The following is a 24,525-nucleotide window of genomic DNA, read 5'->3' as shown; positions in this document are numbered from 1 at the left end:
GCGCCCGAGGGAATCTGAAGGGAAGGCCGTAGGCCTGGACGAAGATGACGAGGGGGAAGTCCGGAGCGAAGGCTCCGGACCGCAATCGTGGGCGCGCGCAGTCAGGGCCACTGCGACGATGGGCGACCTACGAAGATCTTCGACCGCCCCAAAAACACGGACCTATAAAAACACGGACCTATAAAAACACGGACCTACAAAAAAACACGGACCTACAAAACACCAATCGCCCCAAACAAAACTACGCCTTCCCACTCCCCGCAGCCCACCCCTTAGACAACTCCACCGCCTGTCTCCACCGCTTCATCCGCGCCGCACGAACCGACTCCGGCCACGTCGGCTCAAACGTCCGTTCCGCCTGCCACTTCGACGCGAATTCATCCAGTCCAGACCAGAACCCCACCGCCAGCCCCGCCAACCCAGCGGCCCCCAACGCCGTCGACTCCGACACGCGTGGACGCACCACCGGCACTCCTAGTAGATCTGCCTGCATTTGCATCAGCAGGTCGTTGCGGGCGGCGCCGCCGTCTACGCGTAGTTCGGTCAGCGCGATGCCGCTGTCGCCGTTCATGCAGGTCAGCAGTTCGGCGCTTTGCAGTGCGATGGATTCCAGCGTTGCGCGTGCGATGTGGGCGCGGGTGGTGCCGCGCGTCAGGCCGACCAGCGTGCCGCGCGCGTACGGGTCCCAGTGCGGCGCGCCCAAGCCCGCGAAAGCCGGCACCATGAACACGTCGTCAGTATCTGACACGCTTGCGGCCAGGGATTCAATCTCTTCAGAACGTTGGATGATTCCCAAGCCGTCGCGCAGCCATTGCACCGCCGCGCCCGCCACGAACACGCCGCCTTCCAGCATGTACGTCGGCTTCCAGCTGTCGGCGCCAGACAAAGGCAAACCCCAGCCCACCGTCGACAACAGATGGTTTTTCGATTGCACCGGCTTGTCGCCCACGTTCATCAGCATGAAGCAGCCGGTGCCGTAGGTGTTCTTTGCCATGCCTGGCGTGAAGCAGGCCTGGCCGAAGGTGGCGGCCTGCTGGTCGCCGGCCACGCCTGCGATCGGGATCGAACCGCCCAGCCATTCCGGCAGTGCGTTGCCCACCACCGCGCTGCTGGGCGCGATCTGCGGCAGCACGCTGCGGGGAATTTTCAGCAGGGCCAGGATCTCGTCGTTCCAGTCTTGCGTGTGCAGGTCGAACAGCATCGTGCGCGAGGCGTTGCTCGGGTCGGTACTGTGCACCGCGCCGCCGGTCAGTTGCCAGATCAGCCAGGTGTCGACGGTGCCGAACGCCAGTTCGCCGCGCTCGGCCATCTGGCGCGCGCCGGGCACGTGGTCCAGCAGCCAGGCGAGCTTCGTGCCTGAGAAGTACGCATCCAGCACCAGCCCCGTGTGCGATTGCAGGAAATCGGCATGGCCGTCCTGCCGCAGCTGATCGCACATTGGCGCGGTGCGGCGGTCTTGCCAGACGATGGCACGCGCCAGCGGGCGGCCCGTCGAGCGCTCCCAGATCAACGTGGTTTCGCGTTGGTTGGTGATGCCGATGGCGGCGATGTCGGCGGCGGTTGCCGCGGCGTTGCGCAGGGCTTCGCGCGCCACGTCCAGCTGGCTGTGCCAGATCTCGCTCGCGTCATGTTCCACCCAGCCCGGACGCGGGTAGTGTTGGCGGAATTCACGCTGGCCGACGCCGCGCACCACGCCTTCGCGGTCGAATACGATGGCTCGGGAGCTGGTCGTGCCCTGGTCCAGGGCTAGGACAAATTCATTCGTCGTCACTTTGTTTGGCGCCGTTCAGGTGTGCCCCGGCCAGCGGCTCAAGGCGTCTAAAGGAGAAGGTCGAGGCCATGCACATGAGGCCGATGACGATGAAGCCGGCGACGACGTCGCTGACCGCAAGCGTCTCGGCGCCGCGCAGGGTCATGCTGACATTCAGCGTAACCGCGGCCACCCCCACGCCCAGACTGATGCCCAGTTGCTGCGCCATGGCGGCGAAGCTGCTGGCGCGGCTCATTTTGGCCGGGGGAATATCGGCATAGGTTAGCGTATTTACCCCCGTGAACTGCAACGACCTGAAGAAGCCGCCCACGAGCAAAATCGCGATCATCAGCCACACTGGCGTGGCGGGCGTGAACGTGGCGCACACCATGATGAACACGCCCGTCAGCAGCGCGTTCACGGTCAGCACGCGGCGAAATCCGAAGTGGCGCACGATGGGGGTGGCCACGAACTTCATCAGCAGCGCGCCCGCGGCGCTGGCGAACGTGATCAGCCCTGCCGAAAACGGGCTCAGACCAAAGCCCACTTGGAGCAGCATGGCCAGCAAAAACGGGGTGGCGCCCACGGCGAAGCGGCACAGATTGCCGCCCAGCGTGGAAATGGCGAAGGTGGGGATACGCATCAACGACAGGTCGATGATGGGATGTTCAATACGGCGGGCGTGCCATGCATACAAAAAGCCGCAAGCCGCGCCCACGGCGATCAGGCCCAGCAGCATCGGCAGCGGCATGATGTCTCGGCCAATCGCCTCGAAACCGCTGACCAGCGCCGCCAGGCAAACGGCGCTAAGCAGAAAGCCCAGCCAGTCCAGGCGCGGGGCGGTCTCTTCCTTGATCTCGGCCACGTAGCGCAGCACCAGCGCAATGCCCAGCACGCCGATGGGGATGTTGATCAGGAAAATCCAGTGCCACGACATGTACGTCACCATGAAGCCGCCCAGCGGCGGCCCGATCACCGGGCCAAGCAGGGCCGGGATGGACAAAAACGACATGGCTTTGAGCAAGTCCTGCTTGGGCACCGTGCGCAGCAGGATGATGCGGCCCACCGGCACCATCATCGCGCCCGCCATCCCCTGGATGACCCGGGCGGCGACCAACTGGGGCAGGTCTTGCGAGATTGCGCAGGCGACCGAGCTGAGCGTGAACAGGCCGATCGCGGCCACGAACACCCGGCGGGCGCCGTAGCGGTCGGCCGCCCAGCCGCTCACCGGCACGAACACGGCCACCGACAACAGGTAGGACGTAATGGCCACATTCAGCCGTACGGGTGTGGACCCCAGCGCGCGGGCCATGGCCGGCAGGGCGGTGGCTACGACGGTGGCGTCCAGCATCTGCATGAACAGCGCACAGCCCACAATAAAGGGGATCATGCGAGCCGCACGCACCGCGTCCGGGGTTGAGGGCGGAGCGGGATTGGCGGCTGCTGCGGATTCGGCTGACATGGCGGGAGGGGGCGTTGGATGCCTGACGATTGTAACGCCGGGGGATTGGCGCCGCGTGAAGTAAACTCCCCACATCTGCAACCTACTGAAATTGGTGCCATGGCGACCAACTACGAATCCGAGATCACCCTTTTCCTGAAAGACTTCAAGCAGTCGCACCCTGGCACGGAAGAACGCCAGCGCGAAGGCCGCGCGCGTCTTTGGGATAAACCGCAAGATTCGGAGCTGCTGGAAGGCTTCCGCGCCGCCCGCGTGCCGCAAAAACCCTACGTGTATTCGGCAGACTGATCGCATTGCGGCAGACATGTCCCAAAACCCTTCAGTTCCTGGCGAGGCGTTAGCCAAGCTGGTGGCGCCGCCTGTGGACAGCACGCCTGACACCGTCGATAGCGTGGCGTTCGCGCGCCTGTACGGTGAACCGCTGTTCCAGATGCCGACGGATCTTTACATTCCGCCGGATGCGCTGGAAATCTTCCTGGAAGCGTTTGAAGGGCCGCTGGACCTGCTGCTGTACCTGATCCGCAAGCAGAACTTCAACGTTCTGGACATCCCGATGGCGGATGTCACGCGGCAGTACCTGTCATATGTGGACCAGATCCGCATCACCAATCTGGAGCTGGCGGCCGAATATCTGCTGATGGCCGCCATGCTGATCGAGATCAAGTCGCGCATGCTGCTGCCGGTGAAAAAGACCGACACCGGCGAAGAGCCCGAAGATCCCCGCGCTGAACTGGTTCGCCGCCTGCTCGAGTACGAACAGATGAAGCTGGCCGCCCAAAAGCTGGACAAGCTGCCGCAGCTGGGCCGCGACTTCGTCAGCAGCCAGGCCGTGGCCGACCTGAGCGTCGAGCGCATGATGCCCGAAGTCAGCGTGGACGACCTGCGCCAGGCGTGGGCCGACATCATGAAGCGCGCCAAGCTGAACCAGCATCACCACATCACGCGCGAACAGCTGTCCGTGCGCGATCACATGACGCATATCCTGCGGCGCCTGAACGATGTGCGCTTCATGGAATTCGGCGACCTGTTCATGGAGCGCGTCCGCGAAGGCGCGCCCGCGGCGGTCGTCGTTGTGCATTTCATCGCCATGCTGGAGCTGGCCCGCGAATCCCTGCTTGAGATCACGCAGGCCGAGCCCTATGCGCCCATCTACGTGCGCCTGGCCTATACCAGCGTGGCGGCGGTCGCGGCCTGATCCTGACCGGGCTGCACCCAACCCCGGAGAGTCCCCTTGAAAGTCGTACACACCATCCAGGAATTGCGCGATCACCTGCGCGGACAGAACCGCGTGTCGTTCGTGCCTACGATGGGCAACCTGCACGAAGGCCACCTGTCACTGATGAAGCTGGCGCGCCAGCACGGCGACCCTGTCGTGGCCAGCATCTTCGTGAACCGCCTGCAATTCGGGCCCAACGAAGACTTCGACCAGTACCCGCGCACGCTGGCGGCCGACATCGAAAAGCTGGAGCAGGCGCGCGACGTTTACGTATTGTTCGCGCCGAACGAGCGCGAGATGTATCCCGAGCCGCAGAACTACCGCGTCCAGCCGCCTGACGATCTGGGCGACATCCTGGAAGGCGAGTTCCGCCCGGGCTTCTTCGAAGGCGTCAGCACGGTGGTGTTGAAGCTGTTCTCTTGCGTGCAGCCGCGTGTGGCCGTGTTCGGCAAGAAGGACTATCAACAGCTGATGGTGGTGCGCAACATGTGCCGCCAGTTCCAGCTGCCCGTGGAAGTGCTGGCGCATGAGACCGTGCGCGCTGATGATGGCCTGGCGCTGTCGTCGCGCAACCGCTATCTGACCGAAGGCGAACGCGCCGAGGCGCCGGCGCTGTATGCCGCGCTGCAAAACATCGGCCATCGATTGGCGCAAGGCGAGCGCGACGCGCTGGCCCTGGAACGCGACGCCGCTGCGCATCTGACCCAGCGCGGCTGGAAGGTGGACTACGTGGCGCTGCGCCGTCAACGTGATCTGAAACGCCCCGAAGCCGCCGACTTGCAAGCCGGCGAACCCGTGGTGGTGCTGGCGGCTGCGAAGCTGGGCGCCACGCGGTTGATCGACAATCTGGAACTGGTCTACAAGGCCTGATATCCGGTTCAGGGCGGGGCGCGCGAGGGTCTTTTGGCCATTGCGGCGGCCCGACCCTGACAGAATTGCTAGCTTCCGCCGTTTTAGGGGGCCGGGCAGACTTCTTGTAATCCTACATTGCAAAAATGAGTCGCCCATGCAAGTTCCCCGTCACGATCTTGAATCGGTCTTGTCCGCACTGACGCCTCGCGAAAGAGAAATCGTCGGCCTGGTGGCGGCGGGCCGGCCCAACAAGGTCATCGCCATCGACCTGGGCATTTCGCTGCGCACCGCCGAAGCCCATCGCGCCCGCATCTTCGCCAAGCTCGACGCCCGCAATGCCATGCAGCTGGCGTGCCGGCTGTGCGCCCACGGGCGTTCAGGGTCGTCGCCGATTCTGAATGCAGTGGAATTGGACGCCGCGGGTGACGATGTGGCGGATGGGGCGGGGGCTACTGCTACTGCTACTGTCACTGCTGCTGCCACTGCCAATGCTGGTGCCACTGCCACTGGTGCTGCTGCTGCTGCTGCTGCTGCTGCTGCTCATGCTGCTGTTCCTGCTCCCGCTGCGATCCCGGTCCAGTCCGCCGCAATGGCCCGCCATGTGCTGCACGAACCGCCGGCGGAATATGGCGCGTGCCCCGCTGAATCAGGAGCCCAGAACCATGATCCCTGAATGTGTTCGCGCCAAAAGAATCGGGCCCGCCGAACAGGGAGTTCGGCGGGCCCGGCAGATACTGGCTCAGGCAGGTGCTGATTCAGCCAAGCTGCCAGATTGCTGGCGGCTGGCCGTCAAGCCCTCAAGGGCACTGCGGCGCTTGTGCCTTGGCCAACTCGTCAATCGGGTCAAGGTCCGGCTGGCGGGTCAGGTTGTAGTTCAGGTTCGGCGTCTGGCCCGCGATGGAACGCACGCGCAGCACGTTGTTGGCGGCCACCAGGAATTCCGCGCGGGCGTTGCCCTTGCCGTCCATCAGGATGACGCGCGGCGGGCGCTCGTCGGTGGCGTCCCAGCAGCCTTGCTCGGTAACGGCGGGGCCCTTGTTAGGGTCATTTTCCAGATAGGCCGTGCGGCCACGCCACCGGCCATTGGGCGCCAAGGTCAGCGTGACGCGCTGCGCCGTGCATTGCATGGCCGGCGAGAAACACGGCAGCGTGCCCATGTAGGTTTGCGGCTGCGGCACCAGGCTGTGCGCGGCGGCATTGGGTGCGGCGGCCGGAGCCGGGGCGGGGGAAGTATTCGAGCTGGTGTTCTCCGCGCCTTCCGGAACGGCCTGGCCGTCTTCGGTGGTCTGAGCGCCAGCGGCGGGTTGGCCAGACTGGTTTTGCGGCTTGCGCGCATCAGGCTTCAGGGCGATTTGCACTTGCGACGGCGCGCGGATGACGCTGCGGTAGCCAGCGCCCGAACCCTGGTATTGGGCATCGGTCACTGTGCTTTCAACGGGCGGGTCGTAATACCCTTCGCTTTTCTGCTGGGCGCAACCTGCGGCGCCTAGTACGGTACCTGCCAGCAGCAGCCCCATGACGCTAAGTTTGCGGGATCGGGTAACGATGTCGACGCGGGCGGTCATGGCAGCTTATCCGTGAATTGAGTCTGTCTCCGATTTTACGCACTTATGCGAAGATTCGATACGTTCCCTTAGCCACTCTTGGGTGTTGTCAGCACTTTATGCACAATTTACGACAAGGCCGTGGTCAGGCCGCCTGCCTTTTGGTTATCAGCCCAAGGGTTGAGCCGAGCGCGCGCGCGCGTTCGGCCGGAGCATGAGCATCGTGCATCAGGTCTTTGATATGCCCTTGGGGCTCTTCATTGGTATCGCGGCGCTGGCAGGGCTGGCCGTGGGCAATTGGCTGACTGTGCTGACGTATCGCTTGCCGCGCATGATGGAACGCGAATGGCAAGCGCAATGCCTGGACGCGGTGGGCAAGGCGCGTCCCGACAGCCCCGATGGTTTGTTTCGGCCAGCGTCGCATTGTCCTGCTTGCCACGCACCCATTACCGGTTGGCGCCGGCTGCCGCTAGTGGGCTGGTTGATACTGCGCGGCCGATGCGCGGCTTGCGGGATTGGGATCAGCTTGCGGTATCCGGCCATCGAACTGCTTACCTGCATCTTGTTCGCCGCCTGTGCATGGCGCTACGGCGCAACGCCCATCGCGCTCTTCGCCATGGGCTTGACGGCGATGCTGGTGGCGCTGGCATGGATCGATTTCGAAACCACGCTGTTGCCCGACGTGCTGACGCAGCCGCTGGTGTGGGCGGGCCTGCTGATCAATCTGTTCGACACGTTCACCACGCTGCCGCTAGCCGTCATCGGCGCGGTCGCGGGCTATGTTTTCTTGTGGGTTATCTTCCATGTGTTCCGCCTGCTGACGGGGCGCGAGGGCATGGGCTATGGCGACTTCAAACTGTTGGCGGCGCTGGGCGCATGGTTTGGCGTTGAGTCCTTGCCCATGTTGTTGTTGGCCGCATCGCTGGTGGGCGTGGTGATCGGGGGCGCCTTGACGTTAAGCGGCCGCGCCAGCCGGGGGCAGCCTTTACCGTTCGGGCCTTATCTGGCGTTGGCCGGTATCGTGATGCTGCTGCTGGGCGGCGATCAAGGCATATGGCAATTCCTGCGCTAGGCAAACGCGGCATCGCCAAGAACGGGCAGCAAGAACGGGCAGCAATAACGGCTGGCAAGAACGGCTGGCAAGAACGGCTGGCAATACCGGCCGGCAATACCGGCCGGCAGTAACGGCTGGCGACAACGGATAGCAAGACGGATAGCAAGACGGATACCAAGAAAGGGATGAATGGCATGTTCAAGATTGGTCTGACGGGGGGCATCGGCTCGGGCAAGTCCCGCGTGGCGGACATGCTGGGCGAATGGGGCGCGACGCTGGTCGACACCGACGAAATCGCGCGGACGTTGACCGCTGCGCGCGGCGCGGCCATGCCCGCGATTGAACGCGAATTCGGCCCCGATGCCTTGACGCCCGATGGCGCCTTGAACCGCGAATGGATGCGCGAGCGCGCGTTCGCTGACCCGCAAGTCCGGTTGCGTTTGGAAGCGGTTTTGCATCCTGCCATTACTGAAGAAACCAAGCGTCAGGCAGTGGCTGCAACCGGATCGTATCTGGTGTTTGTTGTGCCGCTTTTGGTGGAGTCCTTGCCGCGTTGGCGAGGGCGTGTGGATCGCATCTGCGTGGTGGACTGCGACCCCGACACACAGGTCGCGCGCGTGCAGTCGCGTAGCGGGCTGACGGAGCCAGCCATCAGGCGTATTATGGCGGCACAGGCTGCGCGGGCAAGCCGCCTGGAGGCTGCAGACGACGTCATCACGAACGACGGCGCAACGACTCCAGAGCAATTGCGCGCGCAGGCGAAGACCTTGCATGACCGCTGGCTGTTGCTGGCGACCACAACGGGCCGGTAAGCGACAAGCTTGGCCGGCACCCCTGAATCTCTCGGCCGCTTGGCCGACCACTGATGGGCCTGTCAAAAAGCGTGATCGTTTACGAATATCCCTTCAATGAGCGCATCCGCGCTTATCTGCGATTGGAATACCTGTTCGACAGGTTGTTCTTCTTTGCTCGCGAGGGAGACTCACGCCAACATCAGGTTGCCGTCACATCCCTGTTCGATCTGCTCGACGCATGTGAACGCACCGACGTCAAAGGCGCCGTGCTGCAAGACCTTGAGCGCCAGCGCATGGCGCTTGTTGGGTTGCGCGACCACCCCGGCGTAGCGCAAGACGCATTGGAAGGCATGTTGCGCGAACTGGAGAGAGTGGCCAGCGCGTTGGCCGCACCCGGCAAGACCGGCCAGTCTTTGCGCGAAAACGAATGGTTGACCAGCTTGCGCGGCCGCCTGTCGGTGCCAGGCAGCGCCACCCAAGTGGACATGCCTTCCTATTTCGCCTGGCAGAACAAATCCGAAGCCGCCCGCTGCGCGGACTTGCAGGCCTGGCTCTCGCCCTTCACCGCCCTCTACGACGGCCTGACCCTGGCCTTGCGTCTGTTGCGCGAGTCCGGCCGCAAGACCGATATCGTCGCCGAGCAGGGGGCCTACCAGCAGATGATGGGTGGCAAGCAGTTCCACCTGTTGCGGGTGTGGGTTGACCCCACCGAAGGCGTATTTCCCGAGATCAGCGCCAATAAGTACATGATCTGGATACGTTTTTCCACGCAAGACGGCGAATTCAAACCCCAGCAAGTCGCCCGTGATGTGGCGTTTCAAATGACGCTGTGTAGTTCGTAGGGCGGGTCCCAGCGCTTATCCCCCCAGTTCTTGAGACCGATTCCTGTTGCGGCCAGTTTCAACTCGGCCTCGCAATGGTAGAAATCCCGACCGACTAGTAGACAATACGGCTTTCCTCCGTCAGTGCCCGGAACCGTTCCATGTCCGAAAGTCGTCCTGTTTCCCCGCCCTCCCGCTGGACCCGCCGCCGCATCGTGGTGTGTGTGGTGTTGCTGCTTGTCGTGGCGGGCATTGCCTGGCTGGTGCTGCGGCCCTCAGCCAAGCAAGGCGGCCCGGCCGGCCCAGGCGGGCGCGCTGCGGGCGGGCGGCCCCCGATGGCTGCCATGGCCAATCTGCCTGTGCCGGTTCGGATTGCGACCGCGTCCACGCAGGACATCGACATCTACCTGAAGTCCCTGGGCACCGTCACTGCCTACAACACCGTTACCGTGCGCAGCCGCGTCAGCGGCGAACTGGTCGACGTGGCGTTCCAGGAAGGCCAGCAAGTCAAAGCAGGCGACCTGCTCGCCCAAGTCGACCCGCGCGCGTTCCAGGTGGCGCTGGATCAGGCGCGCGGCACGCAGATGCAGAATTTGGCGCAGCTGGAAAACGCGCGCCGCGATTTGCAACGCTATCAGGCCCTGTTCAAGCAGGACTCCATCGCCAAGCAGCAGGTCGACACGCAAGCCGCGCTGGTGCGCCAGTACGAAGGCACCGTCAAGAGCGATCAGGCCAACGTGGACAACGCCAAGCTGCAACTGGACTACGCGCGCATCACCGCGCCGATCAGCGGCCGTCTGGGCCTGCGTCAAGTTGATCGTGGCAACCTCGTGTCCAGCGCCGACACCAATGGCCTGGTCGTGATCACGCAGACGCAACCCATTTCCGTGGTGTTCACGCTGCCCGAAACCCAGTTGCCTGAAGTGCGCGGCGAAATCGCGGCCGGCCAGACCTTGAAGGTTGACGCCTATGACCGTGCCGACACCCGCCGCATCGCCACCGGCGTGCTGGAAACGCTGGACAACCAGATCGACGTCACGACTGGCACGTTGAAGCTCAAAGCCAAGTTCGACAACGCTGACGACGCGCTCTTTCCGAACCAGTTCGTCAACGTGCGCCTGCATGTGCTGACGCGCAAAGACGTCACCGCCATTCCCACCGCCGCCATTCAGCAGGGTTCGGCCGGCGCGTTCGTATTCCTGGTGCAGCCTGACAACACGATCGTGGTGCGGCAGGTGAAGCTGGGCGCCATCAACAACGGCATGGTGGCGGTCAACGAAGGTTTGCAGCCGGGCGACCGGGTTGTCACCGAAGGCACCGACCGCCTGCGCGCAGGCGCCAAGGTGGAAATCGTGGGTGGCGCCGAAGTCATTCCCGCCACGCGTGACAAGACGCTGGGCGCGGGTGCGCCGGCCGGCACCACGCCCGCCACCAAGTAAGCCGAGACCATCGTGAGCCCGTCGCGTCTGTTCATCCTCCGCCCCGTGGCCACCACCCTTGCGATGGTGGCCATCCTGATCGCTGGCTTCATCGCGTACCGGATGCTGCCCGTGTCGGCGCTGCCCGAGGTGGACTACCCGACGATTCAGGTGGTGACGCTGTACCCGGGGGCGAGCCCCGACGTCATGACCTCGCTGGTCACCTCACCGCTAGAACGCCAGTTCGGGCAGATGCCGGGCTTGAACCAGATGTCGTCCACCAGTTCGGGCGGCGCGTCGGTCATCACGATGCAGTTCAACCTGACGCTGCCACTGGATGTGGCCGAGCAGCAGGTGCAGGCCGCCATCAACGCGGCATCGAACCTGCTGCCCAGCGACCTGCCCGTGCCGCCCACCTACAACAAGGTGAACCCGGCTGATGCGGCTGTGCTGACGCTGGCCATCACCTCGCCCACCATGCCCTTGCCGCAGGTGCGCGACCTGGTCGATACGCGGGTGGCGCAGAAGTTGTCGCAGATTCCGGGCGTGGGCCTGGTCAGTGTGGCGGGCGGGCAGCGGCCGGCAGTGCGGGTGCAGGTGAATCCGCAAGCGTTGGCGGCCAACGGGCTGGCCTTGTCCGACCTGCGCACCGCCATCGTGGGCGCCAACGTCAACCAGCCCAAGGGCAATCTTGACGGCCCGCAGCGCTCCACCACCATCAACGCCAATGATCAGCTGAAGTCGCCCACCGACTACAACGACCTGATCATCGCCTACAAGAACAACGCGCCGCTGCGTTTGTCTGACGTGGCGCGCGCGGTCGAAGGCGCCGAAGACACGCGGCAGGCGGCGTGGGCCGGCGACAAGCCCGCCATCCTGCTGAACATCCAGCGCCAGCCGGGCGCCAACGTCATTGACGTGGTCAACCGCATCCAGACGCTGCTGCCCCAGCTGCGCGCGGCCCTGCCGGCCACGCTTGACGTGACCGTGGTGTCTGACCGCACGCAAACCATCCGCGATTCGGTCGAAGACGTGAAGTTCGAAATGCTGCTGGCCGTGGCGCTGGTGGTCATGGTGACGTTTGTGTTCCTGCGCAGCCTGACCGCCACGCTGATCCCCAGTGTGGTGGTGCCGCTGTCGCTGGTGGGCACGTTCGGCATCATGTATTTGGCGGGTTTCTCGATCAACAACCTGACGCTGATGGCGCTGACGATCGCCACCGGCTTCGTCGTGGACGACGCCATCGTCATGATCGAGAACATCGCCCGCCACATCGAAGAGGGCGAAAAGCCGTTGCAGGCCGCGCTGAAAGGCGCCTCCCAGATCGGCTTCACGCTGATCTCGCTGACGTTCTCGCTGATTGCCGTGCTGATTCCGCTGCTCTTCATGACGGAAGTGGTGGGCCGTTTGTTCCGCGAGTTCGCCATTACGCTGGCGGTGTCGATACTGATTTCGCTGGTCGTATCACTGACGCTCACGCCAATGATGTGCGCCCGTTTGCTGCGCGCCGAATCGGAACAGAAGCATGGCCGCTTTCACACGGCCACGGGCAATTTCATCGACCGCGTCATCGCCGGCTATGACCGCATGCTGCAAGTGGTGCTGCGCCATCAGCCGCTGACGCTGCTGGTGGCGTTGGGCACGTTCGCGTTGACGGTGGTGCTGTATATGGTCGTGCCCAAGGGCTTCTTCCCGCAGCAGGATACCGGCTTGATCCAGGCCATTACCCAGGCGCCGCAGTCCATCTCGTTCCCCGCCATGGCCGAACGCCAGCAGGCCGCGGCGCGATTGGTGCTGGAAGACCCTGACGTGCAGGCCGTGTCCTCGTTTATCGGGGTGGATGGCAGCAACGCCACGCTCAGCGCCGGCCGCATGCAGATTTCGCTGAAACCCCAAGCCGAACGCAGCGGCAACTTGCGCGCGGTGATGGCGCGCTTGCAGGAATCGCTGTCTAAGCAAGACGGGCTGACCGTCTATATGCAGCCCGTGCAGGACTTGACGATCGAAGACCGCGTCAGCCGCACGCAATACCAGATGACGCTGTCCAACCCCGACCTGAAAGTGCTGAGCGAATGGACGCCCAAGCTGGTGGACCGGTTGCGCCAGGTGCCGGGCTTGAAAGACGTGACCGACGATCTGCAGGACGACGGCTTGCAGACCTGGGTTGAAATCGACCGCGATGCGGCGTCCCGCCTGGGCATCACGGCCGCGGTGATCGACGAGGCGCTGTACGACGCCTTCGGCCAGCGGCTGATCTCCACCATCTTCACGCAGTCCAACCAGTACCGCGTGGTGCTGGAAGTGCAGCCGCAGTTTCAGATGAACCCGTCGTCACTCGGCCAGATTCATGTGCCGACGTCGTCTGGCGGGCAAGTGCCGTTGTCGTCGGTGGCGCACATCAGCGAAGGCCGCACCGTACTGGCCGTGAACCGGCTGGATCAATTCCCCATGGTGACGGTGTCGTTCAACCTGGCGCCGGGCGCGTCCTTGTCGAATGCGGTTGAAGCCATCACCGCGGCGGAAGCGGAAATCGGCATGCCGGCCGGTGTGGAAACGCGCTTCCAGGGCGCGGCGCTGGCGTTCCAGAATTCGCTGACCAGCACGTTGTGGCTGATCCTGGCGGCTGTCGTCACCATGTACATCGTGCTGGGCGTGCTGTATGAAAGCTATATCCACCCGATCACGATCCTGTCCACCTTGCCGTCGGCCGGCGTGGGCGCGTTGCTGGCGCTGTTGATCAGCGGCACCGAGCTCGACATGATCGGCATCATCGGGATCATTCTGCTGATCGGCATCGTGAAGAAAAACGCCATCATGATGATCGACTTCGCGCTGGACGCCGAGCGCAAGCGGGGCTTGAGCCCGCGCGCGGCCATCCACGAAGCGGCGTTGTTGCGCTTTCGCCCGATTCTGATGACGACGCTGGCTGCGCTGTTCGGCGCCTTGCCGCTGATGCTGTCGACCGGCACGGGCGCTGAGCTGCGCCAGCCGCTGGGCCTGGTGATGGTGGGCGGCTTGCTGCTCAGCCAGGTGCTCACGCTGTTCACCACGCCGGTCATCTATCTGATGTTCGACCGCATGTCGCGCCGCTGGCGTGGCGTGCGCGAACCGGCCGCCGGGGACGCGTCATGATCCTGTCGGCGCCCTTCATCGTCCGGCCAGTGGCGACCACGCTGCTGAGCGTGGCGGTTGTGATGGCGGGAATGCTGGCGTTTTTCCTGTTGCCGGTGGCGCCGTTGCCGCAGGTGGACATCCCCACGATTTCGGTGTCGGCCAGCCTGCCGGGCGCCAGCCCTGAAACCATGGCCTCCAGCGTGGCCACGCCGCTGGAGCGGTCGTTGGGCAGCATTGCGGGCGTGACGGAAATGACGTCCAGCAGCTCGCAGGGGTCCACCCGAGTCACGCTGCAATTCGATTTGTCGCGCGACATCAACGGTGCGGCGCGCGACGTGCAGGCCGCCATCAATGCCGCGCGTTCGCTGTTGCCCAGCGGCTTGCGCAGCAACCCCACGTATCACAAGTCCAACCCGTCCGACGCGCCCATCATGACGCTGGCGCTGACGTCTGACACGCTCAGCCAGGGCCAGCTGTACGACATCGCGTCCACCATCGTGGCGCAGAAACTGGCGCAAGTGGATGGGGTGGGCGAAGTCACTGTGGGCGGCAGCTCGCTGCCAGCCGTGCGCGTGACCGTGCTGCCGGGGGCGCTGGCCAACCGCGGCGTATCGCTGGACCAGCTGCGCGCCACGCTTGCCAACGCCAACGCGAACCGGCCCAAGGGCGTGCTGGAGAACGACCGCTACCACTGGCAGATCATGGTCAGTGATCAGTTGAGCCGCGCCGAGCAATACCGGCCGCTGATTGTGGCGTGGAACGACGGCGCGCCGGTGCGCGTGTCGGACGTGGCTACCGTGGAAGATTCCGTCGAAGACCTGTACCAGACCGGCTTCTACAACGACCGCAACGCCATCCTGATGATCGTGCGCCGGCAGGCCGACGCCAACATCATCGAAGCCGTGGACGCCGTGCGCGCGCAGCTGCCCGTGTTGCAAGCGCTGATGCCGGCGGATGTGAACATGACCGTGGCGCAAGACCGCACGCCCAGCATCCGGGCGTCGCTGCACGAGGCCGAACTTACGCTGATCATCGCTGTGGGGCTGGTGGTGCTGGTGGTGCTGCTGTTCTTGCGGCGGTGGCGCGCGGCCATCATTCCCAGCGTGGCTGTGCCTGTGTCGCTGATCGGCACGTTCTGCATCATGTACCTGTGCGGCTTCACGCTGAATACGATCTCGCTGATGGCGCTGATCGTGGCCACGGGCTTTGTCGTGGACGACGCCATCGTGGTGCTTGAGAACATCATGCGGCACGTTGAGAACGGGATGTCGCCGATGCGCGCGGCCTTGCGCGGCTCGCGCGAAGTCGGCTTCACGGTGCTGTCGATGAGCTTGTCGCTGGTGGCGGTGTTCATTCCCATCCTGTTGATGGGCGGTGTCGTCGGCCGCTTGTTCCGCGAATTTGCCGTGACCTTGTCGGCCGCCATCATGGTGTCTTTGGTTGTGTCGCTGACCTTGACGCCGATGATGTGCGCGCGTCTGCTGCGGCCCGAACCCAAGGAGCAGAAGCCGCCCGGACGGCTGTCGCGCTGGTCCGAACGCGGCTTCGACGCCATGCTGGATGGCTACCGCCGCAGCCTGCGCTGGGCGCTGGCGCACGGCCGGCTGATGATGGTGATTCTGGCCGTGGCCGTGGGCTTGAACGTTTACCTGTACATGGTGGTGCCCAAGGGCTTCTTCCCGCAGCAGGACACGGGCCAGTTGCTGGGCTTTTTCCGCGTGGATCAGGGCACGTCGTTCCAGGCCACGGTGCCGAAACTGAACGCCTTGCGCAAGATCGTGCTGGCGGACCCGGCGGTGCAGAGCATGACGGGTTATGCGGGCGGGCGGGGCGGCAGCAACAGCAGCTTCATGCAGATTCAGTTGAAGCCCTTGGAAGAACGCAAGGTGTCGGCCGATGTCGTCATCAACCGCCTGCGCGGCAAGCTGCAAAACATGCCGGGCGCGCGCATGTTCCTGGTGTCGCAGCAAGATATCCGCATCGGCGGACGGCAAAGCCAGGGCTCGTATGACTACACGCTGATGTCGGGCGACCTGCAATTGCTGCGCACGTGGATGCCGAAGGTGCAGCAGGCCATGGCCAAGATTCCCGAAATCACCGACGTGGATACCGACGTCGAGGACAAGGGCCGCCAGATCAATCTGGTGATCGACCGCGAGGCCGCGACACGCCTGGGCGTCAGCATGTCCACGATTTCGACGGTGTTGAACAACTCGTTCAGCCAGCGTCAGGTGTCGGTGATGTACGGCCCGCTGAACCAGTATCACGTGGTGCTGGGGCTGGCGCCGAAGTTTGCGGAAGACATTGAATCGCTGAAGCAGGTCGAGGTGATTACGTCGACGGGCGCGCGCGTGCCCTTGCTGTCATTCGCCACGCTTGAAAACGGTAACGCGCCGCTCAGCGTGCAACACCAGGGCTTGTTCGTGGCCGACACCGTGTCTTTCAGCCTGGCGCCCGGCGTCTCGCTGGGCCAGGCCACCGCCGCCATTGATGCCGCGGTGGCGCGCATCGGCTTGCCGTCGGATCAGATCCAGGCGGGCTTCCAAGGCACCGCCGCCGCCTTGCAGCAGACCTTGGCGCAGCAGCCCTGGCTGATTCTGGCCGCGCTGGTCACGATGTATATCGTGCTGGGCATCCTCTATGAAAGCTTCGTGCATCCGCTGACGATTCTGTCGACTCTGCCGTCCGCGGGGTTGGGCGCGTTGCTGGCGCTGCTGCTGGTGCGATATGACTTCACACTGATCGCGCTGATCGGGGTGTTCCTGCTGATCGGCATCGTGAAGAAGAACGCCATCATGATGGTGGACTTTGCGCTGGATGCCGAGCGCAACCAGGGCATGGCGCCGCGCGACGCCATCTTTCAGGCGTGCCTGACACGCTTTCGCCCCATCATGATGACGACCATGGCCGCTATTTTCGGCGCGCTGCCGCTGGTGCTTGCCACCGGCGCAGGCGTTGAAATGCGCCAGCCCCTGGGCATTACCATCGTGGGTGGCCTGGTGCTAAGCCAGATCCTCACGCTGTACACCACGCCTGTGGTCTATCTCTACCTGGACCGTTTCCGTCTCTGGGCCGCGCGCGGGCGCGGCACGCGGAACGCCGCCCCTGATTCCATAGAACACACATGATCCGCATCACGCCTTTGCACGCCTTCTTTCCCCGCAGCGCCGCCACGATCGCGCTGTGCGCGCTGTTGGGCGCCTGCGCGGTTGGCCCCGACTACCAACGCCCCGAGCTCGATGTGGGCGCGTCCTATAAAGAAGCGCAAGGCCAGGATCAGGTGGAAGGCTGGAAGCGCGCGCAACCGCGCGACGACGCAGACCGTGGCGCCTGGTGGCTCGTCTATGACGACGCCACCTTGAATGGGCTGGTCGACCGCTTGAATACGTCGAACCAGACCATCGCCCAAGCCGAAGCGAATTACCGTCAGGCGCTGGGTTTGGTGCGCGCCGCACGCGCTGGTTTCTACCCCACGGTGGGCGCAAGCGCCGGCATGTCGCGTGCGGGCAGCGGCAACGGCAACGGGTCGTCGTCGGTGTCCAACGGCAGCAACGTGTCGAACCAGTACACGGTGACCGGCAGCGTCAGTTGGGAATTGGACGTGTGGGGCCGCGTGCGGCGCAGCACCGAATCGTCTGAAGCCAGCGCGGCCGCAAGCCTGGCCGACCTGGCCGCCACGCGCTTAAGCGCGCAGGCGGCGCTGGTGCAGACCTATCTGCAACTGCGCGTGCTGGATGAACAAAAGCGCTTGCTGGACGCCACGGTGGCGGCGTACGAGAAGTCATTGCAGCTGACGCAGAACCGCTATGCCGTCGGTGTGGCGGGGCAGGCCGATGTGGCCGTGGCGCGCACGCAGGTGGAAAGCACGCGCGCCCAATCGATCGACCTGGACTGGCAGCGCGGCCAGTACGAGCACGCGATTGCGGTGCTGATGGGGCAGGCGCCGTCGCACTTCAGCCTGCCGCCCGCCGTCTTCACGCTGCAACTGCCGCAGATTCCGGTGGGCCTGCCGTCTGAACTGCTGGAGCGCCGTCCTGATGTGGCGGCAGCCGAACGCCGTGCGGCGGCGGCCAATGCGCAGATCGGCGTGGCCGAGGCCGCGTGGTTCCCGTCGCTGACCTTGTCGGCCGATGGCGGTTTTCGCAACGGGCAGTTTGCCGAGCTGCTGACCGCGCCCGCGCGCTTCTGGTCCTTGGGGCCAGCGCTGGCCATGACGATCTTCGACGGCGGCGCGCGCGCGGCGCAAGTCGAACAGGCGCGCGCGTCCTATGACTCGCAGGCCGCCGCTTACCGCCAAGCCGCATTGGTGGGCTTGCGTGAAGTTGAGGACTATCTGATCCAGCTGCGGGTCATGGAGAACGAACAGGTCGTGCAACGCCGTGCGCTGGAGTCCGCACGCGAATCGCTGCGTTTGATCCAGAACCAGTACCAGGCCGGGCTGGTGGATTACCTGAGTGTGGCGGTGGTGGACGCCACCGCGCTCAACAGCGAGCGCAACGCGCTGAGCCTGTTGGGCACGCGTCTGGTGGCCAGCGTGAATTTGATTGTGGCGTTGGGCGGGGGTTGGGATGGCCTGCCGGCGGTGCAGCAGGCCGATGCAGCGCCTGCGCCTGCCTCGACGACAGCCCCTGTGAACTGAACGCGCAGCGGGTCACACGACGGGTTCGCCGGACGCCGCGCTGCTTTGGCGGCGCGCTTCCAATGCCGATAACGCTTCGGCATTGAGCTCATCCGGAAAGCTGTGCGCAACCAGGTATTCCAGCGCTTTGTCGATGCGCGCCCAGCCTTCCGGCTCATGCAGCGGCAAGCCTAAAAAATGCGTGGCGGTTTTGGCGCGCAATGTCAGGTACACCGCCCCGGCCAGTATCACGCCCGCCACAGCAGGCACGTCTACGTCAGGCGCAAGTTCGTCAACGCGCTCGATGAATCCGCGCGCGGCATTTTCGCGGCGTTCGGCAAGCGTTGCGGTGACGTCGTTCTGTTCGATCAGTTCCCAGCGCCGCACTTCGCGCAGGGTTTCATTGCCTAATAGCGTTTCGATCTGCGCGCGCAGCATCGTCAGAATCAGATCGGCCGGCGTGCGCTGGCTGGATTCCTCTGCGGCCAACAAGCCGGGGTTGCGTGTCCAGAAATCTTGTTCTTTCATCCACGCCAGCAGCAGGCCCGGCATGCCGTCGAAATAGCGGTAGATGAGTTCTTTGCTGACGCCTGCGCGTTTGGCGATGGCGTTGATGCCGACTCCGCCCATGCCTGTTTCCAGGATCTGGGCTTCAAGGGCTTGGAGTATTTGGCGCTCGGTATTCGCACGGCGGGACATGACATGTTCCTTCATGACGAGAGAGCTGTCGTGGCCCGTCACGCGGGACACCCGGCTATCAGGACCGGAGCGGCGCCGGAGGAGCCGGCGGCGGGGCCGATAAGACTTACATCTTGCCAGACTTCCGGCCCCGCAGGTCAGTCAGATCACGCCACGTATACCCGCGATGCCGTGCGCACCGTGGCGTAGTGCGTGCGACACGGTGGTGGTGGACTGGCCGCCCAACGCGAAGACGGGAATGCCCGCATCGCGATTGCCCGCGACAAAGCCTTCCCAGCCGAGCGTTGCGGCGCCAGGGTGGCTGGGCGTGTCCAGCACGGGGCCAAGCACGGCAAAGTCGGCGCCGATTTCACGGGCGTGGACGACTTGCGCGTTGTCGTGCGCGGACACGCCAACCAGCGCGCCGGCCGGCAATTCGGGCCGTGCGTGCAAGCGGGCGGCGTCCGCCGTGCGCAGGTGCACGCCGTCGGCTTCTTTCCACCATGCCGCGGGGTGCGCGCTGTTGACCAGCACACGCGCGCCAGCGGCGTGGCAGCGCTTGATCACTTGCTGAAAAACTTCATGCAGCGATGCTGCGCCGGCGCCATCGGGCCATTGAGGTTCACGCAGTTGCACGAGCTTCACGCCACGCGCAAGCGCCGCGTCCAGCCGGCCCAGGAACGCGGCCACGCCGGCACGCGAGCCGATCGAGCTGATGCCATAAGTGGTGGGCAGTTGCAGCCAGCGCAGCGGGGGCAGGGTGGCGGGAAGCAGATCGCCGACCGATGCCGCGTTGGCGGGGTTGACCCATTCCAGGCGCTGGTTTTCCAGCCCTTGCGGTTCGCCTTCCCACGCCGTGACATGGCAGAACGCCAGGCGCACGGTGGTGTGCGGATAGACGTGCACATAGGTCACCCACGGACGCGATTGCGTGACGCGGATGCCCAGTTCTTCCTGCAACTCGCGCGCCAGCGCTTCCAGCACGGTCTCGCCCGGCTCCAGCTTGCCGCCCGGCAATTCCCACCAGCCCGACCACGGCTTGCCTTCGGGGCGTTGGCCCAGCAGCAGCATGCCATCGGGGCGCAGGATCAAGCCGGCGGCAACGTCGACGATTTTTTCAGACATGGCGGGCCGCCCAATCGCGTGCGAACTGATACGCCACGCGGCCGGAACGCGAACCGCGTTCGATCGTCCATTGCAGCGCTTCGGTGCGCGACGGCGCGATGTGCGCCTCCGGGCAACCCAGCTCGCGCAGCCAGTGGTAGACGATGTCCAGATAGTCGTCTTGCTTGAAGGGGTAGAACGACAGCCACAGGCCGAAGCGCTCGGACAGCGAGATCTTCTCTTCGACCGTCTCGCCCGGATGGATTTCGCCATCGGGCTGATGCTTGGCCTGCAAGTTCTCGCTCATGTATTCCGGCATCAGGTGGCGCCGGTTGGACGTGGCGTAGATCAGCACGTTGTCGCCCGAGGCCGACACGGAACCATCCAGCACCGACTTCAGGGCCTTGTAGCCGGGTTCGCCTTCTTCGAACGACAGGTCGTCGCAGAAGACGATGAAGCGTTCGGGGCGCGCGGCGACGAGTTCGACGATGTCGGCCAGGTCGCCCAGGTCAGACTTGTCGACTTCGATCAAACGCAAGCCGCGCTCGCCGTAGGCGGCCAGCATGGCCTTCACCAGCGAACTCTTGCCGGTGCCGCGCGCGCCAGTCATCAGCACGTTGTTGGCCGGTTTGTGTTCCAGAAACTGGACCGTGTTGCGGTCGATGGTGGCCTTCTGGCGCTCGATGTGCTGAAGGTCTTCCATGTCGATGCGCGCCACGTGGCGCACCGCATCCAGCCAGCCGCGCGCGCCCCGCTTGCGCCAACGGAACGCATGCGCGCTCCAGTCGATCTCGGGCGTGGCGGGCGGCAGAAAGGCTTCAAGCTGCGCCAGCACGCGCTCGGCGCGCTGGATAAGGGTGGTGAACTCGCTAGCGCTCATGGCGGATCAAGAACGGTAGTCGGCGTTGATCGACACGTATTCGTGCGAGAAGTCGCAGGTGTAGACCGTGTCCGACACCTGGCCGCGGCCCAGCGCAATGCGCACCGAAATCTCGGCCTGCTTCATCACGCGTTGGCCATCGGCTTCCTGGTAGTCGGGGTTGCGGCCGCCGTTCTTGGCCACCAGCACATCGTCCAGCCACAGGCGGATGTTGGACACGTCCAGATCGTCGATGCCGGCGTAGCCGACGGCGGCCAGGATGCGGCCCAGGTTGGGGTCGGATGCGAAAAAGGCGGTCTTGACCAGCGGCGAGTGGGCCACGGCATAAGCCACCTTCAGCGCTTCTTCGGTGGTGCCGGCTTCTTCGACGCGGATGGTCATGAACTTGGTGGCGCCTTCGGCGTCGCGCACGATCTTCGTAGCCAGTTCCAGCGCGGCGGCGGTCAGCGCATCGCGCACGGCGGCGTAGGCGGCGTCGGATTCGCTGTTGACGGTCACGCCCGACTTGCCGGTGGCGGCGATGATGAACGAGTCATTCGTGGACGTGTCGCCGTCAACGGTGATGCGGTTGAACGACGCGTCAGCGATTTCGACGGCCAGCTTGCGCAGCAGCGGCTGGGCGATGCCGGCATCGGTGGCCAGGAAGCTGAGCATCGTCGCCATGTTCGGGCGGATCATGCCCGCGCCTTTGCTGATGCCGGTGAAGGTGACGGTCTTGCCGTCGATCTGCACCTTGGCCGACGAGATCTTCGGCAGCGTGTCGGTCGTCATGATGCCGTGGGCGGCGCTGGACCAGTGGTCGGCCGCCAGGTTGGCGATGGCGCCCGGCAGGCCGGCGACCAGGCGGTCAAGCGGCAGCGGCTCCAGGATGACGCCGGTTGAGAACGGCAGGATCTGGCTGGCAGGCACGCCCAGCAATTTGCCCAGCGCGTCGCAGGTATCTTTGGCTTTCTTCAGGCCTTCTTCGCCGGTGCCAGCGTTGGCGTTGCCGGTGTTGATGACCAGCGCGCTGATGGGGCCGCCAGCGGCCAGATGGGCCTGGCAGACCTGCACCGGGGCGGCGCAGAAGCGGTTGCGCGTGAACACGCCCGCCACGCTCGTGCCTTCGGCCAGACGGAAGACGGTCAGGTCACGTCGGTTGGCTTTGCGGATGCCGGCCTCGGTGACGCCGATTTCAACGCCGGCAACAGGAAAAATTTCGGACTCGGAGGGGATCTGCAAATTAACGGCCATGACTTCGTCTCTTGAGTAGGCAGGACGGAATCGCCGCCCGAAAATAGGCGGCGGGTGGGTGAAAGCTTCGTATTATCCCACCGCTTTGCGGCAGGGGTTTGTCAGGGGGGCGGCCAGGGGCATGCCCTGGGGGCATCCGCGGCCATCATCGGTAATCAGGGGGCCATTCGCATGGCGGCCACGTCCAGGACGCCCGCTTCGCGGTTGCTCAACACGCTGCGCACGGTGCCGTCCGGCGCTTGCAGCACCGAATTGCCTGCTGAGACTTCTTCACCACCCTCGCGGCGGGCCGTCCGGCCCCGCGACGGGGAAAACAGCAGGTCGCCTGGCTGCGCGCCGGGCAGGCGAGGGGGCGCGGACAGCACGCGGGTGCCGGGCGGGTAGGTCATGCTGCCCAGGATCGCTTCGCGCGCCAGCAGGCCTTCGAAATTCAACATCCGGCGCTGGGCGTCCAGCCGCATGTCGACTTTCAGCAGCGGCATCTGGTGCAGGCTCAACGCGTCGCTGCCCTCGGTGCGCAGCAGCCAGCGCGGCGACGTGGCGGTGGTGTCGGTGTTGGCGTTGGTATTGGCGTTGGCGTTGGTATCCAGCGGCGTGCCGCGCGCCGCTTCGTCAACTTTCAGCCAGGCGCCGGCCGGTACGGGCTGCTTGTCCAGCGTGTTGCCAATCGCCAGATGGCAGCTGGAAAAGCGGGGCTGGCCGCCCTGCATCACGAATTCAAGCCGATGGCCATGGGCGCACAGCCAGCCTTCCTGCGCCTGGTCGCGGGCGATTTCAACGGACAGGGTTTCGGGCTGCTTGGGCGTGGCGGCGTAGCGGAAGAGCTGCGTGGCGTTGACCCCGAGCACGGGCGCAGGATGGGTCTCGGGGAAGACGGCGCGATCGAACGACGCCAGCTCGCCTGCGCGCGTCAGGCTGAGCACAGTGCCAGCCGGCATGTCCACGCCCGCCAGCCGGGTCGCGTGCGGCAAGGTCGTCTTGCGGTCGGCGTCGGCCTGGGCATCGCGCTGGGCGGCAAACCACAGGCTGAACTGCTGATAGGGAAAGATGGCGCCGATAAGCGCCAGGAAGGTCATCAGCGTGGAGCCGACGCGGCGGTGGCCGCCCAGCCAGAGCCGGGCGCTGCGGGTGGTGGCCAACACCGCCAGCCAAGTCAGCAACGTGGCCAGGCAGGCCAGCGAGGCCGCCATCAGCACATAGAAATTACCGCCAGGAAGAGATACCGGAATCATGGCGGCAATTATGCGCCAAACCGGGCGCGGATTTCAGCGCCCGGGGCGTCTCTTCACAAGCGTTAGCCCTTGGCCGATTCCGACCGGGTGGCGACCACCTGGAGCTTGAGTTCGCCCAGCGCCTGGAACAGCGCGTTGCGGGTGGATTCGGGCAAGTCGCCGAACATGGACTTGACCCAGGTTTCATGTGCGCGCGCCATGCGGGCAAAGCTCTTCTTGCCCTGAGGCGTGAGCTTGATCAGCGAGCTGCGGCGGTCTGACTCCACTTTGGTGCGCACCACCAGGCCTTCTTTTTCGAGCTGGTCGGTGATGCCGGTGATATTGCCGTTGGTGACCATCATGTGGCGCGACAATTCGCCCATCTTCATGCCCTTGGGCGCGCGCTGCAATTGCGCCATCAGGTCAAAGCGCGGCAGCGTGGTGTCGAACTCATTGCGCAACCGGCTGCGGATCTCGCTTTCGACGAGATTGGCGCAGGTGAGCATGCGCAGCCACAGACGCAACGCGTGGTGGTCATCGGGCGCGGCGCGGGATTCCAGATCGGGAGCGTCAGTCATCGTCGGTTTTCTTGAGGTTCGGCGGGATGTCGGGTACTGTCGCGTGCGTTGCACCGGGCGACCCATCCGACGCGGTCATCGTTGAGGTGGAGGGAAAACCCTTCGGTAAAAACCCTAGTCTTGTTTTGAAGAATACTTTAAACCTAAACTATGAACCACGCCAGTTTTCCCTATGCTGCACAAGGGGATTGTGGTGTG

Annotated in this window: 20 protein-coding genes; 11 read left to right on the top strand and 9 right to left on the bottom strand. The window is 64.6% G+C overall.

What is annotated here, in order from left to right; all coding sequences use genetic code 11:
* Positions 1–241 precede the first annotated feature (241 nt).
* Positions 242–1,771, bottom strand: a complete 1,530-nt coding sequence (gene glpK / locus HV765_RS30895; protein WP_175172046.1) for a glycerol kinase GlpK — start codon at positions 1,769–1,771, stop codon at positions 242–244.
* Positions 1,758–3,212: a DHA2 family efflux MFS transporter permease subunit gene (locus HV765_RS30890; protein WP_175172045.1), complete on the bottom strand. Its 1,455-nt coding sequence runs from the start codon at positions 3,210–3,212 to the stop codon at positions 1,758–1,760. The genes glpK and HV765_RS30890 overlap by 14 nt, the downstream gene beginning before the upstream one ends.
* Positions 3,213–3,311: 99 nt before the next feature.
* Here HV765_RS30890 and HV765_RS30885 point away from each other — a divergent pair, with 99 nt between their 5' ends.
* From HV765_RS30885 to HV765_RS32085, 4 genes are all read left to right on the top strand, one after another.
* Entirely contained in the window at positions 3,312–3,500 is a 189-nt protein-coding gene (locus tag HV765_RS30885; protein ID WP_050447026.1) for a DUF3460 family protein, read from the top strand.
* A 16-nt stretch (positions 3,501–3,516) separates the two neighbouring features.
* Positions 3,517–4,407 (top strand): segregation and condensation protein A, encoded by an 891-nt coding sequence (locus HV765_RS30880; RefSeq protein ID WP_054421308.1) that lies wholly within the window; start codon positions 3,517–3,519, stop codon positions 4,405–4,407.
* Positions 4,408–4,443: 36 nt separating this feature from the next.
* The gene (gene panC / locus HV765_RS30875; protein ID WP_054421309.1) at positions 4,444–5,298 is read left to right on the top strand and encodes a pantoate--beta-alanine ligase; all 855 of its coding nucleotides are present in this window, start codon (positions 4,444–4,446) and stop codon (positions 5,296–5,298) included.
* A 136-nt stretch (positions 5,299–5,434) separates the two neighbouring features.
* The gene (locus HV765_RS32085) at positions 5,435–5,953 is read left to right on the top strand and encodes a response regulator transcription factor (RefSeq protein ID WP_276529737.1); all 519 of its coding nucleotides are present in this window, start codon (positions 5,435–5,437) and stop codon (positions 5,951–5,953) included.
* Positions 5,954–6,077: 124 nt separating this feature from the next.
* Here the strand turns inward: HV765_RS32085 and HV765_RS30865 are convergent, their stop codons facing one another.
* Positions 6,078–6,845, bottom strand: a complete 768-nt coding sequence (locus HV765_RS30865; protein WP_054421311.1) for a copper resistance protein NlpE N-terminal domain-containing protein — start codon at positions 6,843–6,845, stop codon at positions 6,078–6,080.
* 193 nt (positions 6,846–7,038) lie between these two features.
* Here HV765_RS30865 and HV765_RS30860 point away from each other — a divergent pair, with 193 nt between their 5' ends.
* The 7 genes from HV765_RS30860 to HV765_RS30830 all read left to right on the top strand — a co-directional run bounded on the left by HV765_RS30860 (position 7,039) and on the right by HV765_RS30830 (position 18,664).
* Positions 7,039–7,896, top strand: a complete 858-nt coding sequence (locus HV765_RS30860; RefSeq protein WP_175172043.1) for a prepilin peptidase — start codon at positions 7,039–7,041, stop codon at positions 7,894–7,896.
* A gap of 176 nt (positions 7,897–8,072) precedes the next feature.
* Positions 8,073–8,690 (top strand): dephospho-CoA kinase, encoded by a 618-nt coding sequence (gene coaE, locus HV765_RS30855; RefSeq protein WP_175172041.1) that lies wholly within the window; start codon positions 8,073–8,075, stop codon positions 8,688–8,690.
* Positions 8,691–8,761: 71 nt separating this feature from the next.
* Positions 8,762–9,514 carry a cell division protein ZapD gene (gene zapD / locus HV765_RS30850; RefSeq protein WP_054421418.1) on the top strand — a complete coding sequence of 251 codons (753 nt, stop codon included), beginning with the start codon at positions 8,762–8,764 and terminating at the stop codon, positions 9,512–9,514.
* A 140-nt stretch (positions 9,515–9,654) separates the two neighbouring features.
* Positions 9,655–10,932 carry an MdtA/MuxA family multidrug efflux RND transporter periplasmic adaptor subunit gene (locus tag HV765_RS30845; protein ID WP_054421313.1) on the top strand — a complete coding sequence of 426 codons (1,278 nt, stop codon included), beginning with the start codon at positions 9,655–9,657 and terminating at the stop codon, positions 10,930–10,932.
* A gap of 12 nt (positions 10,933–10,944) precedes the next feature.
* Positions 10,945–14,043: an MdtB/MuxB family multidrug efflux RND transporter permease subunit gene (locus HV765_RS30840; protein ID WP_175172039.1), complete on the top strand. Its 3,099-nt coding sequence runs from the start codon at positions 10,945–10,947 to the stop codon at positions 14,041–14,043.
* A complete protein-coding gene (locus HV765_RS30835) occupies positions 14,040–17,153 on the top strand; it encodes a multidrug efflux RND transporter permease subunit (RefSeq protein ID WP_054421315.1) in 3,114 nt (1,037 codons plus the stop codon). The genes HV765_RS30840 and HV765_RS30835 overlap by 4 nt, the downstream gene beginning before the upstream one ends.
* Positions 17,150–18,664, top strand: coding sequence for an efflux transporter outer membrane subunit (locus tag HV765_RS30830; protein WP_175172038.1), 1,515 nt, complete (start codon positions 17,150–17,152; stop codon positions 18,662–18,664). Before HV765_RS30835 ends, HV765_RS30830 begins: the two co-directional genes overlap by 4 nt.
* A 12-nt stretch (positions 18,665–18,676) precedes the next feature.
* Here HV765_RS30830 and HV765_RS30825 read toward each other — a convergent pair whose 3' ends face one another.
* The 6 genes from HV765_RS30825 to HV765_RS30800 form a co-directional block, all read right to left on the bottom strand.
* On the bottom strand, positions 18,677–19,342 hold the full coding sequence (locus HV765_RS30825; protein WP_175172036.1) for a TetR/AcrR family transcriptional regulator: 666 nt from the start codon (positions 19,340–19,342) through the stop codon (positions 18,677–18,679).
* 141 nt (positions 19,343–19,483) lie between these two features.
* Positions 19,484–20,446 carry a Nudix family hydrolase gene (locus tag HV765_RS30820; RefSeq protein WP_175172034.1) on the bottom strand — a complete coding sequence of 321 codons (963 nt, stop codon included), beginning with the start codon at positions 20,444–20,446 and terminating at the stop codon, positions 19,484–19,486.
* Entirely contained in the window at positions 20,439–21,305 is an 867-nt protein-coding gene (locus tag HV765_RS30815) for an ATP-binding protein (protein WP_054421319.1), read from the bottom strand. Before HV765_RS30815 ends, HV765_RS30820 begins: the two co-directional genes overlap by 8 nt.
* Positions 21,306–21,311: 6 nt before the next feature.
* Complete coding sequence (argJ, locus tag HV765_RS30810) at positions 21,312–22,538, bottom strand: bifunctional glutamate N-acetyltransferase/amino-acid acetyltransferase ArgJ (protein ID WP_175172032.1); 1,227 nt, start codon at positions 22,536–22,538, stop codon at positions 21,312–21,314.
* A 155-nt stretch (positions 22,539–22,693) separates the two neighbouring features.
* Positions 22,694–23,770, bottom strand: a complete 1,077-nt coding sequence (locus tag HV765_RS30805; protein WP_175172030.1) for a hypothetical protein — start codon at positions 23,768–23,770, stop codon at positions 22,694–22,696.
* A gap of 62 nt (positions 23,771–23,832) precedes the next feature.
* Positions 23,833–24,327, bottom strand: coding sequence for a MarR family winged helix-turn-helix transcriptional regulator (locus tag HV765_RS30800; protein ID WP_054421322.1), 495 nt, complete (start codon positions 24,325–24,327; stop codon positions 23,833–23,835).
* Positions 24,328–24,525: the final 198 nt, after the last annotated feature.

This window comes from Achromobacter kerstersii, assembly GCF_902859595.1.
GTDB lineage: Bacteria > Pseudomonadota > Gammaproteobacteria > Burkholderiales > Burkholderiaceae_B > Achromobacter > Achromobacter kerstersii.
The sequence above is the reverse complement of the archived record's forward strand: the minus strand, read 5'-3'. Positions and strand labels throughout refer to the sequence as shown.

Excerpts from the sequence above, each read along its gene's own strand:
- HV765_RS30865 (WP_054421311.1), bottom strand. The coding sequence starts at position 6,845 with ATGACCGCCCGCGTCGACATCGTTACCCGATCCCGCAAACTTAGCGTC.
- HV765_RS30885 (WP_050447026.1), top strand. The coding sequence starts at position 3,312 with ATGGCGACCAACTACGAATCCGAGATCACCCTTTTCCTGAAAGACTTC.
- HV765_RS30860 (WP_175172043.1), top strand. The coding sequence starts at position 7,039 with ATGAGCATCGTGCATCAGGTCTTTGATATGCCCTTGGGGCTCTTCATT.
- HV765_RS30825 (WP_175172036.1), bottom strand. The coding sequence starts at position 19,342 with ATGTCCCGCCGTGCGAATACCGAGCGCCAAATACTCCAAGCCCTTGAA.
- HV765_RS30830 (WP_175172038.1), top strand. The coding sequence starts at position 17,150 with ATGATCCGCATCACGCCTTTGCACGCCTTCTTTCCCCGCAGCGCCGCC.
- HV765_RS30815 (WP_054421319.1), bottom strand. The coding sequence starts at position 21,305 with ATGAGCGCTAGCGAGTTCACCACCCTTATCCAGCGCGCCGAGCGCGTG.
- HV765_RS30835 (WP_054421315.1), top strand. The coding sequence starts at position 14,040 with ATGATCCTGTCGGCGCCCTTCATCGTCCGGCCAGTGGCGACCACGCTG.
- HV765_RS30805 (WP_175172030.1), bottom strand. The coding sequence starts at position 23,770 with ATGATTCCGGTATCTCTTCCTGGCGGTAATTTCTATGTGCTGATGGCG.
- HV765_RS30800 (WP_054421322.1), bottom strand. The coding sequence starts at position 24,327 with ATGACTGACGCTCCCGATCTGGAATCCCGCGCCGCGCCCGATGACCAC.
- HV765_RS30845 (WP_054421313.1), top strand. The coding sequence starts at position 9,655 with ATGTCCGAAAGTCGTCCTGTTTCCCCGCCCTCCCGCTGGACCCGCCGC.
- HV765_RS30880 (WP_054421308.1), top strand. The coding sequence starts at position 3,517 with ATGTCCCAAAACCCTTCAGTTCCTGGCGAGGCGTTAGCCAAGCTGGTG.
- HV765_RS32085 (WP_276529737.1), top strand. The coding sequence starts at position 5,435 with ATGCAAGTTCCCCGTCACGATCTTGAATCGGTCTTGTCCGCACTGACG.
- argJ (WP_175172032.1), bottom strand. The coding sequence starts at position 22,538 with ATGGCCGTTAATTTGCAGATCCCCTCCGAGTCCGAAATTTTTCCTGTT.
- HV765_RS30820 (WP_175172034.1), bottom strand. The coding sequence starts at position 20,446 with ATGTCTGAAAAAATCGTCGACGTTGCCGCCGGCTTGATCCTGCGCCCC.
- coaE (WP_175172041.1), top strand. The coding sequence starts at position 8,073 with ATGTTCAAGATTGGTCTGACGGGGGGCATCGGCTCGGGCAAGTCCCGC.
- HV765_RS30890 (WP_175172045.1), bottom strand. The coding sequence starts at position 3,212 with ATGTCAGCCGAATCCGCAGCAGCCGCCAATCCCGCTCCGCCCTCAACC.